The sequence below is a fragment of the Pseudomonas sp. 21 genome (assembly GCF_000955805.1).
In the GTDB taxonomy this organism is placed as follows: Bacteria; Pseudomonadota; Gammaproteobacteria; order Pseudomonadales; family Pseudomonadaceae; genus Pseudomonas.
This window is the reverse complement of sequence record NZ_JYOA01000001.1, coordinates 724660-740494: the sequence shown is the minus strand read 5'-3', so window position 1 is coordinate 740494 and position 15835 is coordinate 724660. Positions and strand designations below refer to the sequence as shown.

Below are 15835 nucleotides of genomic sequence, written 5' to 3'. Positions count from 1 at the left end.
AGCCTAGCTCCTGAAAGCGCAAGCGCTAGAGCTCGATCTGCGTCCACTGGCGCTTCTGCCACATCACCGCGAAGATCGCCGAGGCCAGCCCGCGCTGGAGAATCTGCATGCTCCAGATCGCCAGCAGCCCGCCTCCCAGCACCGGGCCGACCAGGTAGGCCAGCGGCAGGAAGAACAGCCACTGGTTGCCCAGGCTGACCGCCATCACCGTGCGCACGGCGCCCGCTCCGAGAAGCGCCTGGGTCAGCACCAGCGCCGTCGCGTCGATCACCATGCCCATGCCTGTGAGCATCAGCGGCACCCGGCCCAACTCGATCAGCGCGGGATCGCTGACGAACAGCCGCAGGATGGCCTCGGGGAAAATCCAGAACGGCGCGCCCAGCAGCGCCAGGCCGCAGGCTGCCACCTTCACCACGTCCCAGCCCCAGCGGTGCGCGCTGTCGAAATCGCGCTCGCCCATGCTCTGGCTGACCAGCGTGGTCGCCGCCATGCCCAGGCCGACGCCGGGCAGGATCAGGAACAGCGCCAGGTTGATCAGCACGTGGGCCACCGCCAGTTCGCGGGTTCCGACCTGGGCGATGATCCAGAACAGCAGGGTGATTCCGGCGGCGAAGAAGAACTGCTGCAACGAGTTGGGCAGTGACAGGCGCAGCAGGGTGCGGATGTCTCGTTCGCCCGGCAGGCGCGCGTGGGAGCCCTGGGCGCGGGCGTCGCGCCAGGTGATCCAGGCGTAGATCAGCGAGCCGATGTACAGCGCCAGGGTCGTGCCCAGGCCGCTGCCCACCGCCCCCATCCGGGGCAGGCCGAACAGGCCGTGGATCAGGCTGTAGCTGATCCCCGCGTTAGCCAGGTGCATCACCACCAGGGTGCGCATGTACATGCCCGAGCGCCGGGTGCCATTCCAGTAGCCGCGGAAGGAGAAATTGAGGCCGACGGCAAGCACCGACAAGGCTCGCCATTCGAAGTAGGGGATACCGACCGCGAGCACCTCGGGGTCGCTGGACAGCGCGCGGACGATAGGCTCGGCGAACATCAGGCAGATCAGCGTGATCGGCAGCGACAGGCCCAGCGCCACCAGCAGTCCGCAATTCAGCGGAGCGGCCAGTTCGTCGCTGCGGCCTTCGCCCCGTCGGCGTGCCACCAGTGCCTGCACACCGGCGCCCAGACCCATCACAAGGGAAATGGCGACGAAGTTTGCGTAACTGCCGATACCGACCCCGGCCAGGGATTTTTCCCCGAGGTGGCCGACCATGGCCGCATCCACCAGGTTGAGCAGGCTCTGACTGAGCATTCCGCCGATGATCGGCAAGCCCAGGCTGAGAATGTTCTGGAACCGCTGGCGCTCTAGCATGGCGTCTCTGGGCAGTGAGCTTCGGCCTGTTTTGGACATCCGGCGGGCCCGTGCCGGTGGGGCTTCGCTGTAGGAAATCCTAGCCGAAGGGGGCGTTTCCCGCCCCCTTTCAGAACGGAATATGCCTACGAATATTGCGAAGTTGTTCCGGCGATATTTCCGATATTTGTGTGAGGTGCGTCACGTTTTTTGGCCTTGGCGTACGAGATCGGCGTACTACGCTGAGACTCAATTGACCAGGGCAAACCTGTGCGAAAGCCAGGGACGCAAAGCCACCGATCTACAGCCCGGAAGGGCCATGACCGCGGGGTTGCCAAGCAGGCCGGACGTTCGTCCGCGCCTTCTGCGAGCTTGCGCTCGGCATCTTCCAACGTCCCGGTGAGCCTCCTGATCAACCCGTGCAGGTTGATGGTGTTTGTTGGCCAAAGGGAGCGCGCCGATGAATCAGCCGTATCAGGTTCAATACACCTACGGGTTCGCCCGGATGGCGTTGCGGGATCAGGTGGTATTCAAATCCATCGTCGGCCTGCTCAGCGGGCGCACGCTGGCCAGCTGGGCGTATGTCGACGGCCCGGCCGACCTGCTGGTCGAGGGCGAGGAGGGTGAGCCGCGCGTGCAATTGCGTACCGCCGAAGGCGAACCCTTCTGGGTGCACTGGCCGCTGCGTGCCAGCGAGGTCTTCGACTGTCTGGAGCGTGCCGCCCGCGCCATTGGCCATCGGCCAGTGGCGTCTCCCGGCGGAGCGCTGCGCCTGAAGCATTGGCCGGCAGCCTCCTTGCTCAAGGGGGAGCATCGCTACGTGCGTCTGGCCACGCTGCTCTGCGCGCGCGCAATGAGCCTGGATGAGCTGTGCGAGCGCTCCGGAGTGCCGCGCCCGGTGGCGGAAAGCTTCGTCCGCCTGATGGCTGCCCAGGACATGCTCCAACACACCGAGGCCCTGCCTGCTGCGCCCGCGCAGCAAACCGCGGCGCCCATCGGCCTGCTGGCGCGTATCCGCCGCCATCTCCGCCTGGGCGGTACTGCGGAGACCCGCCAATGAGGGAATACAAGATCCTCTTCACCGGCACCATGGGCGCTGGCAAGACCACTGCCATCGCGGCGATCAGCGATATCGCCCCGGTCAGCACCGATGTGCAGAACAACGACCCCAGCCTGGACAAGGCGCGTACCACGGTCGGCCTGGACTACGGCGAAGTGGTGCTCGGCCCGGACGAGCGCCTGCGCCTGTACGGCACCCCCGGGCAGGCACGCTTTGCCTTCATGTGGGGAATCCTTGCCCGCGGTGCGCTCGGGTTGGTGATCCTGATCGACAATTCGCGGCCCGACCCGCTGGGCGACCTGCGCGTCTACCTCGACGGTTTTGCCGACTGCATCGGCCACGCCCCCTGTGTGATCGGTGTCGGTCGCCTGCCGGGAAATCCCCATCCCGGCCTGGATGACTACGCCGCCGCCCTGGCGACGGCCGGATACAGCTTCCCGGTGATCGAGGTGGACGTACGCGAGGCGGAGGAAGTCCGGCTGCTGCTCGACCTGCTCCTGCTGCAACTGGAATGCACGGCGGCCTGAGGCCTGACGTTCGCCACCGACTGGAGTCGACCATGGAACATGCCCTGATGAGCCTGCCGGAAAGACTGCGCCACGACGCCGAGCAGGCGCTGGACGAACTGGGCGCCAGCCTGGGCCGGCTGAGCGCTGCGGTGATCGCCACCACCGACGGTTTCGAAGTGGCTTCCCGCGCCGGCAAGGGGCTTGAGGTTTCCAAGCTGGCGGCGATGGCCTGCTCGATCTCCGCACTCGGCGCGATGGTCGGCCAGGAGAGCGAAGTCGGCCCGCATCAGAACGTGATAGTCGAGGCCAGCGAAGGCTACATCGTCATCGTCGACATCCCGCACCCGAGCCACCCGATGATCCTCAACCTGGTCGCCGACCGCGAGGAGATGCTCGGCCAGGTGCTCTACCAGGCCAAGCGTACGGCAACCCGGCTGGCGGATCTGTCGCTGGCCGGCTGAGACAAAAGGCTTCGCGGCGCGCGCGGCTGCGGAGCCCCTACAACAGGACGCGCACTCGAGGAGTTATCGCTATGGCAGCACTGCAACAATCGCTGGACGAACTGCTGAACCTGGATGGTGCCCTGGCGTCGGCCGTGGTGGATGCCAAGAGCGGCATGCTGCTCGGGCAGGCAGGCGGTGGCGTGGACCTGGAGCTGGCGGCGGCCGGCAACACCGAAGTGGTCCGCGCCAAGCTCAAGACCATGAAGTCGCTGGCGCTCAACGATGTGATCGAGGACATCCTCATCACCCTCGGCCGCCAGTACCACATCATCCGGCCGATGGCGAAGCACGAAGGAGTGTTCATGTACTACGTGCTGGACAAGGTGAAAGCCAACCTGGCGCTGGCTCGGCGAAAACTGCAGGAGGTGGAGGCGCAGGTGGCGATCTGACGCCCCGCAAACCGGAGCGGGCGGGGAGGCCCGCCCTCGTCGATGACACTTGGCTGGCCCTTGCGGGCCAGCTTCGTTTCAGGCCAGCAGCAGCTCGGCCAGGCGTGCGGCGTGGTTGCGCAATTCCGGAACGGCGGTGGCCTCCCAGTGGCTGGCGCGCAGCATCGGGCTGAGCAGGTAGAGGTTCGGGTTGGCCTCGCCGCTCGCATCCAGCAGACGGAAGCCGTCGTCGGTGTCCAGCCCCAGGCCTTGCCTGTCCTGGCGGATCACGCCGTGATCCAGTAAACCGCTGAGCAGTGGTTCATTCACGGTGCGCAGGTCAGTGCAGGGGCCGGTGCAGTTGATCAGGTAGTCGAAGTGTTGCCGCTGGGGTTGTGCGGCACCGCGATGGCGAATCTCCAGCTCGATGCCGCTTTCCGAAGCGTTGGCCGCCAGCACCCGGCCGGCCTGCACGCGTAACTGGCCGCTGTTGCGCAGGTCGCTGACGCGCTGGGCTACCGGTGGCGCGGCGCGGTGGCGGTGCACATCCCAGTAGGGTTGCAGGTGGCGCAGGAAGCGGGCGCGCTCCCTGTCGTCCAGGGCTTGCCACAGCTGCGGGGTGACCGGGCGCAGCGCGGCGATGACATCGCGCCAGTCGTGACCATCCGCGGCTGCCTGGCGGATCAATTGGCGCAGGTTGCGTAACCGCTGGCTCAGCCCCATGTCACGAAGGAAGGCTCCCGGCAGTTCCGGTAGCCGCGGATGGCTGGCGTTGTCGCGGTGCGCCTGGGGCAACAATGCGCGGCGGGACAGCGCCAGCAGCGAGCCGCGATGCCCCTGGTCCTGTAGGGCAAGCGCCATGTCGTACATGGTCAGGCCGGCGCCCAGCAGCAATACCTCGGCGTCGGCGGGAATGCCTTCCAGGGCGCCGGGTGTCCAGGGGTCGCGCAGATAGCGCGAATTGCCTTCCAGGCTCCTGAGCGGGCCCGGGGTGGCCGGGGTGAAGTTCCCCGTGGCGATGATCACCTTGCGGCTTTCCAGAGGCTGTCCGTCGTCGAGCAGCAGGCGCAGGTGATCCCCCTGATCCGCCAGTTCAAGCACTTGCTGGCAATGGCTGCTGAAGCGTACGCCGGGAGCGGCTTCGGCGATGGCGTGGCCGAGCCGGTCCTGCAGGTAGTCGCCGTAGAAGCGTCGTGGCAGGAAGTCACCGGGCTTCGCGTCGGGCATCCGCAGCCGGGCGAAGTCGAGGAAGTCCGATGGTTGATCGGGGAACAGGCTCATGCGCTCGGCGGGCACGTTGAGGATGTGACTGGCGGAGCGGGTTCCGTAGGCGAGGCCGCGTGCCAGGCGCCCGGAGCGGTTGATCAGGCTGAGCCGTAGCGGCCCTTGTGCTGTGCGCAGCAACTGGATGGCCAGTGCCGTGCCGCAGAATCCGCTGCCGATAATGGCGATGTGTTCCATGCAACCTGCTCCTTGTTTTAACCGGGGCAGGGTCGCAGAGGTAAGCCTTGCTGGCAATCGTGGCGAACGGGCGCAGCGGTGTCCGCTAGCGATGGTCGAAGGGCAGTGCCACGGTATCGATGACGGCGTCCACCGGCATGAAAATGATCGTGGCCACCGGGCAGGCGATGCTTATCCAGCAGAGCGCCTCAATCGGGGCGTAGCCCGTATCGAGGTGCCCGGTGAGCAGCTTGGCATCGGCTTGCACGCCCTTGTAGTAGGTGTCGTTGGTCCAGTGGTTATTGTCGATACGGGCGATCACGGTACCGCAGCCGGACAGGGTGCCGGCAAGGAGCAGGCCGAGAAGAAGGCGGCACATGGGTATTTCCGACGATGATGGAAGTCGTCGAACCATGCTGCCGAAGCAACGGAGGATGAAATAAGAGAATTCGGAAAGGGCGGCCGGAGTAGCCGCCCTTGCGTATCGATTATTCGAACAGGCCGTGCCAGCAGTCGCTCAGCTCGCCCAGTTCGAAGGACTTGGCCCAGGATTGCTTTTCCAGCCACAGGCGGGTGGTCTCGCGGTCGGCTTCGGTCAGGCTGCCAACGGCGTTCAGGCACAGGTAGCCGGTGAACTCGCCGTCTTCGGTAGCGCCGCCGACAAAGACCCAGCCCTCGGACTCGACGAAGGCGATCCACTGATCCAGCACGTCATCCAGGTCGCCGGTGTAGTTCACTTCCAGGCTGAAGCCGAACTCCTGGAACTCGGCCAGGCGCAGTTTCTTCAGCAGGCGGCGCTTGCGCGGTTTGGCCATCTGTTCGGGGGTGAGGTATTTCATTTGTGTTTCTCTCGTCAGCGGAAGCCTGGCGGGTGGCCGGCTTCGATCCGTTGTGCCCCGGGGGTGCCCAGGATGGCGGCATTATCCCGTATCCGCGCAGGAAGTGCAGCGAAGGTTTCCGGATGGCACTGATGAACCGCCGCGCCGGATTGGCCCGGACGCGGCGGAGGGCGTCAGATCAGTTGTCGTACCCCAGGTTCGGCGACAGCCACCGTTCGCTGGTGCCGATCTCCTGGTCCTTGCGCGCGCTGTAGCGCTCGATCTGGTCCTTGTCGACCTTGCCGACGGCGAAGTACTGCGCCTGGGGATGGGCGAAGTACCAGCCGCTGACGGCCGCGGCGGGGAACATGGCGTAGTGCTCGGTCAGGGTCACGCCGGACAGGCCTTTCGGGTCGAGCAGCTTGAACAGCGTGCCTTTCTCGGTGTGGTCCGGGCAGGCCGGGTAGCCAGGCGCCGGGCGGATGCCGACGTACTGCTCCTTGATCAGCGCGTCGTTGTCCAGGTGCTCCTCGGGCTGATAGCCCCAGTATTCCTTGCGCACGCGCTGGTGCAGCCATTCGGCGCAGGCTTCGGCGAGGCGGTCGGCCAGCGCCTTGACCATGATCGCGCTGTAGTCGTCGCCCTTGGCCTCGTAGGCCTTGGCCACTTCCTCGGCGCCGATGCCGGCGGTGGTGATGAAGCCGCCGACGTAGTCCTTCACGCCGCTGTCCTTGGGCGCGACGAAGTCGGCCAGGCTGAAGTTCGGCTTGCCGTCGGGCTTGATGGTCTGCTGGCGCAGGTGGTGCAGGGTGGCCAGCTTGTGGCCGTCGTCGCCGTAGACTTCCAGGTCGTCGTGGTGCACCTGGTTGGCCGGCCAGAAGCCGAAGACTGCCTTGGCGCGAATGAGCTTCTCGCCGATCAGCTTCTTCAGCATCGCCTGGGCGTCATTGAACAGGCTGGTGGCCGCTTCGCCCACGACTTCGTCGGTGAGGATGCGCGGGTACTTGCCGGCCAGGTCCCAGGAGATGAAGAAGGGCGTCCAGTCGATGTACTCGGCCAGTACGTTGAGGTCGATGTCGTCGAGCACCTTGACGCCGGTGAAGCTCGGCACCGGCGGCTGGTAGCCGGCCCAGTCGAACTGCGGCTTGGCGGCGATGGCCTGTTCGTAGGTGAGGCGCTCGGTGCGCGCGCTGCGGTTGGCGGTGCGCTCACGCACCTCCGCGTATTCCTCGCGCAACTTGCGGGCGTACTCGGGCTTCATTTCCTTGGACAGCAGGGTGGTCGCCACGCCCACCGCGCGGGAGGCGTCGGTGACGTAGACCACCGCATCGTTGCTGTACTGCGGGTCGATCTTTACCGCGGTGTGCGCCTTGGAGGTGGTGGCGCCGCCGATCAGCAGGGGCAGGCTGAAGTTCTGCCGCTGCATTTCCTTGGCGACGTGGACCATCTCGTCCAGCGACGGGGTGATCAGGCCGGACAGGCCGATGATGTCGCACTTCTGCTCGCGGGCGGTCTGCAGGATCTTCTCGGCCGGGACCATCACGCCCAGGTCGACGATGTCGTAGCCGTTGCAGCCCAGCACCACGCCGACGATGTTCTTGCCGATGTCGTGCACGTCGCCCTTCACCGTGGCCATGAGGATCTTGCCCTTGGCTTCGGGCTTGTCGCCTTTTTCCGCTTCGATGAAGGGGATCAGGTGCGCCACGGCCTGTTTCATCACGCGGGCGGATTTCACCACCTGCGGGAGGAACATCTTGCCGGCACCGAACAGGTCGCCGACCACGTTCATGCCGTTCATCAGCGGGCCTTCGATGACTTCGATGGGGCGCGCGCACTTCTGGCGGCATTCCTCGGTGTCTTCGACGATGAAGGTGGTGATGCCCTTGACCAGAGCGTGCTCCAGGCGCTTCTCGACGCTGTGGCTGCGCCACTCTTCGTCTTCCACTTCCTTGACCGCGCCGCCGCCCTTGTAGTTGTCGGCGATGGCCAGCAACGCCTCGGTGGCATCCGGGCTGCGGTTGAGCACCACGTCCTCGACCTTGTCGCGCAGCTCCTGCGGGATCTCGTCGTAGATCTCCAGCTGGCCGGCGTTGACGATGCCCATGGTCAGGCCGTTCTGGATCGCGTAGTAGAGGAACACCGAGTGGATCGCCTCGCGCACCGGGTCGTTGCCACGGAACGAGAACGACACGTTGGACACCCCGCCCGAGGTCAGGGCGTAGGGCAGGTTGTCGCGGATGTAGGCGCAGGCCTCGATGAAGTCGACCGCGTAGTTGTTATGTTCCTCGATGCCGGTGGCGACCGCGAAGATGTTCGGGTCGAAGATGATGTCTTCCGGCGGGAAGCCCACTTCGTTGACCAGGATGTCGTAGGAGCGCTGGCAGATTTCTTCCTTGCGCGCCTGGGTATCGGCCTGGCCGGCTTCGTCGAACGCCATCACCACCACGGCGGCGCCATAGCGCTTGCACAGGCGGGCGTGGTGCTTGAACTGCTCGACGCCTTCCTTCATGGAAATCGAGTTGACGATGCCCTTGCCCTGGATGCACTTCAGGCCGGCTTCGATCACTTCCCACTTGGAGGAGTCGATCATGATCGGCACGCGGGAAATGTCCGGCTCGGAGGCGATCAGGTTGAGGAACTTCACCATGGCCGCCTTGGAGTCGAGCATGCCCTCGTCCATGTTGATGTCGATCACCTGGGCGCCGGCTTCCACCTGCTGCTGCGCCACTTCCAGCGCTTCGGCGTAGTTCTCCTCGCGGATCAGCCGCGCGAACTTGGCCGAGCCGGTGATGTTGGTGCGCTCGCCGACGTTCACGAACAGCGAGTTGCGGTCGATGGTGAAGGGTTCCAGGCCGGACAGGCGGCAGGCTTTCGGGATATCCGGGATGGCGCGCGGCGCGTACTTGGCCACGGCCTTGGCGATGGCCTCGATGTGGCCCGGCGTGGTGCCGCAGCAGCCGCCGATGATGTTGAGGAAGCCGAAGGAGGCGAACTCTTCCACGACCACCGCCATTTCCGCCGGGGTCTCGTCGTACTCGCCGAAGGCGTTCGGCAGGCCTGCGTTGGGGTGCGCGGAGACGTGGGTGCCGGCCTTGGTCGCCAGCTCTTCCAGGTACGGGCGCAGCTCTTTGGCGCCGAGGGAGCAATTGAGGCCGACGGAGATCGGGTTGGCGTGGCGCACCGAGTTCCAGAAGGCCTCGGTGGTCTGGCCGGACAGGGTGCGGCCGGAGGCGTCGGTGATGGTGCCGGAGATCATGATCGGCAGCTCGACGCCCAGTTCTTCATAGACGCCCTGCACGGCGAAGATCGCGGCCTTGGCGTTGAGGGTGTCGAAGATGGTCTCGATCAGGATCAGGTCGGCGCCGCCCTCGATCAGGCCGCGGGTGGATTCGCTGTAGTTCTCCACCAGCTCGTCGAAGGTGACGTTGCGGAAGCCGGGGTCGTTGACGTCCGGGGAGATCGAGCAGGTGCGGCTGGTCGGGCCGAGGACGCCAGCGACGAAGCGCGGGCGGTCCGGGGTCTCGGCGGTCTTGGCGTCGGCCACTTCACGGGCCAGGCGCGCGCCCTCGACGTTCATCTCGTAGGCCAGTTCCTGCATGTCGTAGTCGGCCTGGGACACGCGGGTGGCGTTGAAGGTGTTGGTCTCGAGGATATCCGCGCCGGCGTCGAGGTAAGCCTTCTCGATGGCCTGGATGACGTCCGGGCGGCTGAGCAGCAGCAGGTCGTTGTTGCCCTTCACGTCGCTCGGCCAGTCGGCGAAGCGCGCGCCACGGTAGTCCTCTTCCTGCAGCTTGTAGCTCTGGATCATGGTGCCCATGCCGCCGTCGAGGATCAGGATGCGCTCCTTGAGGGCTTGCTGGAGGGCTTGCAGGCGTGCGGCACGGTCGATCATTGGAGTTCTCGGGAAAAGGCGTGACGAAAGGTCGCTGATGATAACAAAGCTGCAGGAAATTTGATCGGGCGCGGTTTTACATGAGGATTCTTCATGTTCCGCCTTTGGTTGGAGCGCATTGCGCCGGCACTCCCGCTAGAATCCGCTCCATCCTGATGTTTGGAGCCCTTCATGTCCCTGCGAGTCCGCTTCACGTTGCTTATCGCTGGCCTGGCGTTTTCGGCGTTGGCCCAGGCGGGCGGATTGTCCTACACCAAGGACATCCAGCCGATCTTCACCGAGAAATGCGTGGCCTGCCACGCCTGCTACGACTCGCCTTGCCAGCTCAACCTGACGGCCGCCGAAGGCGCGCAGCGCGGAGCGAACAAGCTGCCGGTGTATGACGGCGCGCGTACCAAGGCGCAGGACCCGACCCGCCTGTTCCTCGATGCCCAGGGCGCGGATGCCTGGCGGCGCAAGGACTTCTGGTCGGTGCTCGACGGTCGCGGCAGCCAGGCGGCGCTGATGGCTCGGATGATCGACCTCGGACATGACCACCCGCTGGTGCCCAACGCGAAGATTCCCGATGGGCTGGACCTGTCGATCAACCGCACCAACCAGTGCCCGACGCCCGAGACCATCGACGACTTCGTGGCGAAGAACCCGCGCAGCGGCATGCCCTTCGCCGTCACCGGCCTGAGCGACAAGCAGCTGAAAACCATCAGGACCTGGCTGGCCCAGGGCGCGCCGGTGGACGAACAGGCCTGGCAGCCGGGCGCCGGCGAGGCTGCGCAGATCGCCGACTGGGAAGCCTTCCTCAACCAGCCCGGCGCACGCCAGAGTCTGGTCCAGCGCTGGATCTACGAGCATCTTTTCCTCGCTCACCTGTACTTCACCGAGCGCGGTGAACCGGGGCATTTCTTCCAGCTGGTGCGTTCGCGCACGCCCAGCGGCCAGCCCATCGACCCTATCGCCACGCGCCGGCCCAACGATGATCCGGGCAATACCTTCTACTACCGCCTGTGGCCCATCCAGGGCGTGATCGTGCACAAGACGCACATTACCTATCCGCTCAACGAGGCTCACCTCAAGCGCAACCAGGAGCTGTTCTACGGCAGCGACTGGAACACCGACAAGGTGCCGGGCTATGGCCTGCAGCACCGCGCCAATCCCTTCGTGACCTTCGAGGCGATCCCGGCGCGGGCGCGCTACCAGTTCATGCTGGACAACGCCGAGTACTTCGTCCGCACCTTCATCCGCGGGCCGGTGTGCCGCGGGCAGATTGCCACCGACGTGATCCGCGATAATTTCTGGGCGCTGTTCCAGGACCCGGACCACGATCTCTACGTCACCGACCCGAAATTCCAGCACCAGGCCTCGCCGCTGCTGGCGCTGCCGGGGCAGATCGACGACATGGGCGCCATGCTGTCCCAGTGGCGCTCCTACCGCGACAAGCGCAACAAGTACGAAGAGCTGCGCCAGGACATCTATGACGATGCGCCGGCGCCGACCTGGGCGGACATCTGGGCCGGCAACGACAATGCGGTGCTGAGCATCTTCCGCCAGTACGACAGCGCCTCGGTGCGCAAGGGCCTGATCGGCGGCGTGCCGCAGACCATCTGGTGGCTCGACTATCCGCTGCTGGAGCGCACCTACTACGGGCTGGTGGTGAACTTCGACGTGTTCGGCAACGTCGCCCACCAGGCGCAGACGCGGCTGTACTTCGACCTGATCCGCAATGGCGCCGAGCAGAACTTCCTGCGCCTGATGCCCGTCGGCGCGCGCAAGCAGTTGCTCGACGACTGGTACCAGAACAGCGGCAAGCTGAAGATGTGGGCCGACTACTACAACAACGACAGTGATGCGCCGACCGGGCTGTTCCTGCCGGAGAAGGGGGCCAAGCCGGCTTTCGCCAGGCAGTTGCTGAAGAACTACGTGGCGCTCAATGCGCGGCCGGACCCGATCAACCTGTGCGAGAACGGCGCCTGCTATCGCAACACCGTCGCCGCGCCGCTGCAGGACGCCGAGCAGGCCTTCAGCCGGCTGGTCAGCCGCCCGGCCGCCGGGCTGCCGGTGATCGACCAGTTCCCGGAGGCGACCATCCTGCGCGTGGAGCTGCCGGACGGCCAGCGCGAGATCTACACCGTGCTGCGCAACCGTGCGCACAGCAACGTGGCCTTCATGACGGGCGAGTCGCTGCGCTACCAGCCGGGGCTGGACACACTGACTATCTATCCGGGCGTGCTGTCGAGCTACCCGAACTTCATGTTCAACCTGAAGGCGGCCGAGGTGCGGGATTTCGTCGGCGCCCTGGAACAGGTCAAGACGCCACAGGATTTCGAGCGCGTCGCCGATCGCTGGGGAGTGCGTCGCAGCAATCCGCAGTTCTGGTTCTACTTCCACGACCTGGATGCCTACCTGCGCGAAACCGAGCCGGTGGAGGCGGGCGTGCTGGACATGAACCGCTACGAGAACCTCTGATCGGTACGCTCTTTGTAGGAACGGGCCATGCCCGTGATCGCGGGCATGGCCCGCTCCTACAGGGAGTTACCTGCCGTGCATCCAGCTGCGAATTATTCCTACTAAATCAGTAGGGCTTTATCCCTTACCCCCGAATGGCGTAAACTGGCGCCACGTTTGCGAGGAGTTGCCATGAGCGCTATCACCATCACCGAAGCCGCACAGGATTACCTGGCCGAGCTGCTGTCCAAGCAGGACACTCCCGGCATCGGCATTCGCATCTTCATTACCCAGCCGGGCACCCAGTACGCCGAAACCTGCATCGCCTACTGCAAGCCGGGCGAGCAGAAGCCGGAAGACACCCCGGTCGGCCTTAAAGCCTTCACCGCCTACATCGACGCCATCAGCGAGCCGTTCCTGGACGACGCCGTGGTCGATTACGCCACTGACCGCATGGGCGGCCAGCTGACCATCAAGGCGCCCAACGCCAAGGTGCCGATGGTCAATGAAGACAGCCCGATCACCGAGCGCATCAACTACTACCTGCAGACCGAGATCAACCCCGGCCTGGCCAGCCACGGCGGCCAGGTGAGCCTGGTGGACGTGGTCGAGGACAACATTGCCGTGCTGCGTTTCGGCGGCGGTTGCCAGGGCTGCGGCGCGGTGGAGATGACCCTGAAGGATGGCGTCGAGAAGACCCTGATCGAGCGCATCCCGGAGCTGAAGGGCGTGCGTGACGTCACTGACCACAGCAACCGCGAGAACGCCTACTACTGAAGGCAGGCGATCGAGCAGCGAAAAGGCGACCTTCGGGTCGCCTTTTTCGTTTGGGCTGCATCGGGCCTGACGCAGGGAGCGACGTCCGTTGCGGATGCGGGGTGGTTCGCGAGCAAGCTCGCTCCTACAGGTTGGCCTCGGCGCTCTTTGTAGGAGCGAGCTTGCTCGCGAACCGCATTGGCAACCCAAAAAACCTCAGGCCCGCGCCACTTCCCGCCGTCCCGACCAGAGCATCACCAGCGCCACCAGCAGCACCGGCCAGACCAGCAGGTTCACCGCGCTCCAGCCGACGCTGGTGATCAGCGCGCCGGAGCTGAACGACATCAGCGCCGCCAGGCTGCCATTACCAAGCTCCATCAGCCCCTGCGCGTGCCCGCGCTCCTGCGGCGCATGGCCGAAGGCGAGCAGCGTGGTGCCGGCCACCAGCATCAGATTCCAGCCCATGCCCAGCAGCAGTGAGCTGATGAGGAACTGCGCCACCGACTGACCGCTCAACGCCACCGCCGCACTCACTGCCAGCAGCGCCATGCCGACCCAGGCCACCCGGCGCCCGCCGAGGCGATCCACCAGCGGGCCGGCGACGAAGGCAGGGAGAAACATGCCCAGCACGTGCCACTGGATCACGCTCACCGAGCGCTCCAGCGGCAGCCCGCAGAAGCTCATGGCCAGCGGCGTGGCGTTCATGATCAGGATCATCAGCCCGTGGCCGGCGGCAGTGCAGGCCATGGCCGCGCGGATCGCCGGGCGCGACAGCAGCTCGCGCATCACCTTCCAGCCGCCGGTGGATGGTGCGGGCGCTGCACCTTCCGGCAGGCGGCTGAGCACGGCGAGGGCGACCAGCGCCAGCGCGGCAATCGCCAGATAGGAACCCACGAAGGGCGCCGGCAGGGCGTTGCGCGACCACAGCGCCAGGCTCGGCGCGAGCAGTGCCGCCAATACTCCGCCGCCGATCACGTAGGCCGTGGCGCGGCCCTTGTGTGACTCATCCACTGCCTCCAGCGCGGCAAAGCGGTAGTACATCGCCGATGCCTGGTAAGCCCCGATGGGCAGCGCGCCGAGGCAGAACAGCAGGAAATCCGCCAGCCACACGCCCAGCGCGCAGAGCAGCCCGCCCAGCACGCCGCAGGCCGCGCCCAGCAAAAGCCCGCGTCGGCGACCATGGCGCTGCATGAACAGCGACAACGGCTGTACCGCCAGCAGGTTGCCCAGCACCAGGATTGCCAGGGGCAGTGTGGCCAGGCTGTTGATCGGCGTGAGCTGCGCGCCTACCAGCGAGGTGAGGGTGATGCCGATCAGCGAGCAGGACCAGTACAGCGCCTGGCTGGTGAACAGCAGGCGGATCGCCGGAGTGCGCAGCAGCATGCTCCGCCCTCAGCCCTGGCAGCCGGCAGGCTTGCGCACGCGCTGGGTCGAGGCCGGGTTGGCCGCCAGCTTCTCCAGTGGCCGGCGCGGGCGCGGTACCAGTTCGCCGCCGCAGTTCGGGCAATGGCCGTGCAGCACCTGTTCGGCGCAGTCGGTGCAGAAGGTGCATTCGAAGCTGCAGATGCGAGCGTCGGCGCTGTCGCCGGGCAGGTCGCGGTCGCAGCATTCGCAGCCGGGGCGGAGTTCGAGCATGGCAAAGTCCTTTGCTGTGGAGTGAAGTCAGTGCAACTGGCCGAAGCGCTCGGCGTATTCCTGCGGGCTGATCGCCAGGTGCTTGTGGAAGGTACGGCGCAGGTTCTCCGGGTGGCCGAAGCCACACAGCCGCGACACCGTGCTGATCGACGCCTGGGCGTCCTGCAGCAGCGCGCGGGCCGCTTCCAGGCGCACCCGCTCGACGTAGCGGCCGGGCCCCATGCCCAGTTCGCTGATGAACACCCGCGACAGCGTGCGCGGGCTCATGCACGCCTGTTCGGCCAGAACCTCCAGCGACAGATCGCAGCCCAGGTTGGCCGGGATCCATTCCAGCAATGCCGCCAGGCGCGGCGTGCGGCTCGGCTCCGGGGTCAGCCAGTGGCTGAACTGCGCCTGCCCGCCGGGGCGCTTGAGGAACATCACCAGCCGCCGTGCCACGGCCAGGGCGAGTGCGCGGCCGAGGTCGGCTTCCACTAGCGCCAGGGCGAGGTCGATGCCGGCGGTGACGCCGGCCGAGGTGAATACATGATCGTCGCCGTCCCGGCGCTGCGGATCGTAGGTATGCAGGCGGTCGCCCTGGACCAGCACCTCGGGGTAGTCGCTGCACAGCTCATCGACATCCGCCCAGTGCGTGGTGGCCGGGCGGCCGTTGAGCACACCGGCCGCGGCGAGAATCAGCGCGCCGGAGCACACCGAGCCGAGCCGGCGCACCTGGGGTTCGGCGGCAGCCAGCCAGTGCAGCAGGTCGGTGTTTTCGCATTGCGCCGGAACGCCCAGCCCACCCGGTACCAGCAGGGTATCCAGGGTGGCGGGCTCGACTTCCCGCCACGCCCTGTCGGCGCAGATGCGAATGCCGGCCGAGGTTGCCACCGGCCTGGCTTGTTCGCCCAGTACCAGCAGTTCATAGATTGGCGCCAGGCCCTGGCGTTGGCGCTCGACGTTGGCCGAGGCGAACACCTGCAAAGGGCCGGTGATGTCCAGGCTCATGACCTCGGGGTAGAGCAGGCAGGCGATCCGGCGCAGCGATTCCATGGCGACACTCGTTCATTGGATGTCACGAGTGTGGCGGTGGCCGACGCTGGCGG

General features: G+C 66.0%; 14 protein-coding genes and 1 riboswitch. Of the genes, 6 read left to right on the top strand and 8 right to left on the bottom strand.

What is annotated here, in order from left to right:
- Positions 1 to 25 precede the first annotated feature (25 nt).
- Positions 26 to 1351 carry an MATE family efflux transporter gene (locus tag UB43_RS03180; protein ID WP_045208328.1) on the bottom strand — a complete coding sequence of 442 codons (1326 nt, stop codon included), beginning with the start codon at positions 1349 to 1351 and terminating at the stop codon, positions 26 to 28.
- 230 nt (positions 1352 to 1581) lie between these two features.
- A riboswitch (cyclic di-GMP riboswitch) is annotated at positions 1582 to 1669 on the top strand.
- A gap of 121 nt (positions 1670 to 1790) precedes the next feature.
- On the opposite strand from UB43_RS03180, the gene UB43_RS03175 reads away from it, so the two are divergent.
- From UB43_RS03175 to UB43_RS03160, 4 genes are all read left to right on the top strand, one after another.
- A complete protein-coding gene (locus UB43_RS03175) occupies positions 1791 to 2390 on the top strand; it encodes a hypothetical protein (RefSeq protein ID WP_045208325.1) in 600 nt (199 codons plus the stop codon).
- Complete coding sequence (locus tag UB43_RS03170) at positions 2387 to 2917, top strand: ATP/GTP-binding protein (RefSeq protein ID WP_045208322.1); 531 nt, start codon at positions 2387 to 2389, stop codon at positions 2915 to 2917. The genes UB43_RS03175 and UB43_RS03170 overlap by 4 nt, the downstream gene beginning before the upstream one ends.
- 32 nt (positions 2918 to 2949) lie before the next feature.
- Positions 2950 to 3360, top strand: a complete 411-nt coding sequence (locus UB43_RS03165) for a hypothetical protein (protein WP_052969494.1) — start codon at positions 2950 to 2952, stop codon at positions 3358 to 3360.
- Between the two features lie 71 nt (positions 3361 to 3431).
- Positions 3432 to 3791, top strand: coding sequence for a hypothetical protein (locus UB43_RS03160; protein WP_017519512.1), 360 nt, complete (start codon positions 3432 to 3434; stop codon positions 3789 to 3791).
- Positions 3792 to 3869: 78 nt separating this feature from the next.
- Here the strand turns inward: UB43_RS03160 and UB43_RS03155 are convergent, their stop codons facing one another.
- From UB43_RS03155 to metH, 4 genes are all read right to left on the bottom strand, one after another.
- The gene (locus UB43_RS03155; protein WP_045208317.1) at positions 3870 to 5231 is read right to left on the bottom strand and encodes an FAD/NAD(P)-binding protein; all 1362 of its coding nucleotides are present in this window, start codon (positions 5229 to 5231) and stop codon (positions 3870 to 3872) included.
- Between the two features lie 85 nt (positions 5232 to 5316).
- The gene (locus UB43_RS03150) at positions 5317 to 5589 is read right to left on the bottom strand and encodes a YceK/YidQ family lipoprotein (RefSeq protein ID WP_045208314.1); all 273 of its coding nucleotides are present in this window, start codon (positions 5587 to 5589) and stop codon (positions 5317 to 5319) included.
- A gap of 109 nt (positions 5590 to 5698) precedes the next feature.
- Entirely contained in the window at positions 5699 to 6049 is a 351-nt protein-coding gene (locus tag UB43_RS03145) for a 50S ribosome-binding protein YggL (protein ID WP_045208312.1), read from the bottom strand.
- A 178-nt stretch (positions 6050 to 6227) separates the two neighbouring features.
- Positions 6228 to 9920, bottom strand: a complete 3693-nt coding sequence (gene metH / locus UB43_RS03140; RefSeq protein WP_045208310.1) for a methionine synthase — start codon at positions 9918 to 9920, stop codon at positions 6228 to 6230.
- A gap of 171 nt (positions 9921 to 10091) precedes the next feature.
- Between metH and UB43_RS03135 the strand changes: the two genes are divergently transcribed.
- Entirely contained in the window at positions 10092 to 12380 is a 2289-nt protein-coding gene (locus UB43_RS03135) for a fatty acid cis/trans isomerase (protein WP_045208307.1), read from the top strand.
- A gap of 171 nt (positions 12381 to 12551) precedes the next feature.
- Positions 12552 to 13136 (top strand): Fe-S biogenesis protein NfuA, encoded by a 585-nt coding sequence (nfuA, locus tag UB43_RS03130; protein WP_045208304.1) that lies wholly within the window; start codon positions 12552 to 12554, stop codon positions 13134 to 13136.
- A 195-nt stretch (positions 13137 to 13331) separates the two neighbouring features.
- On the opposite strand, the gene UB43_RS03125 is transcribed toward nfuA, so the two are convergent.
- From UB43_RS03125 to UB43_RS03115, 3 genes are read right to left on the bottom strand one after another with little or no spacing between them, the layout of a single operon-like run.
- A complete protein-coding gene (locus UB43_RS03125; RefSeq protein ID WP_045208302.1) occupies positions 13332 to 14498 on the bottom strand; it encodes an MFS transporter in 1167 nt (388 codons plus the stop codon).
- A 9-nt stretch (positions 14499 to 14507) separates the two neighbouring features.
- A complete protein-coding gene (locus UB43_RS03120) occupies positions 14508 to 14750 on the bottom strand; it encodes a DUF1272 domain-containing protein (protein WP_045208299.1) in 243 nt (80 codons plus the stop codon).
- Between the two features lie 27 nt (positions 14751 to 14777).
- Entirely contained in the window at positions 14778 to 15782 is a 1005-nt protein-coding gene (locus UB43_RS03115) for a GlxA family transcriptional regulator (protein WP_045208297.1), read from the bottom strand.
- Positions 15783 to 15835 lie beyond the last annotated feature (53 nt).